Origin of the sequence: Duganella sp. sic0402 (assembly GCF_019219065.1) — a bacterium.
In the GTDB taxonomy this organism is placed as follows: domain Bacteria; phylum Pseudomonadota; class Gammaproteobacteria; order Burkholderiales; family Burkholderiaceae_D; genus Rugamonas.
Window position 1 is genome coordinate 1 of sequence record NZ_JAHUWK010000028.1, and the last position, 845, is coordinate 845.

The 845-nt window shown below is 51.2% G+C and carries 1 rRNA gene; it reads right to left on the reverse strand.

Annotated elements, in window-relative coordinates:
• Nucleotides 1-845, reverse strand: a 23S ribosomal RNA gene (locus KW842_RS27135); the annotation flags it as partial.

Genomic DNA, 845 nt, shown 5'->3' on the forward strand with positions numbered 1-845 from the left:
ATATCCGCAGCTTCGGTGACTGGCTTAGCCCCGTTACATCTTCCGCGCAGGACGACTCGATCAGTGAGCTATTACGCTTTCTTTAAATGATGGCTGCTTCTAAGCCAACATCCTGACTGTTTTAGCCTTCCCACTTCGTTTTCCACTTAGCCAATCTTTGGGACCTTAGCTGGCGGTCTGGGTTGTTTCCCTCTTGACGCCGGACGTTAGCACCCGACGTCTGTCTCCCAAGCTCGCACTTACCGGTATTCGGAGTTTGCAATGGTTTGGTAAGTCGCGATGACCCCCTAGCCATAACAGTGCTCTACCCCCGGTGGTGATACTTGAGGCACTACCTAAATAGTTTTCGGAGAGAACCAGCTATTTCCAAGTTTGTTTAGCCTTTCACCCCTACCCACAGCTCATCCCCTAATTTTTCAACATTAGTGGGTTCGGACCTCCAGTGCGTGTTACCGCACCTTCATCCTGGCCATGAGTAGATCACTTGGTTTCGGGTCTACACCCAGCGACTATCGCCCTGTTCGGACTCGATTTCTCTACGGCTTCCCTATTCGGTTAACCTTGCCACTGAATGTAAGTCGCTGACCCATTATACAAAAGGTACGCAGTCACCCCTTACGAGGCTCCTACTGTTTGTATGCACACGGTTTCAGGATCTATTTCACTCCCCTCCCGGGGTTCTTTTCGCCTTTCCCTCACGGTACTGGTTCACTATCGGTCGATTACGAGTATTTAGCCTTGGAGGATGGTCCCCCCATATTCAGACAGGATTTCTCGTGTCCCGCCCTACTTGTCGTACGCTTAGTACCACCGGTCTGATTTCGTGTACGGGGCTATCACCCGCT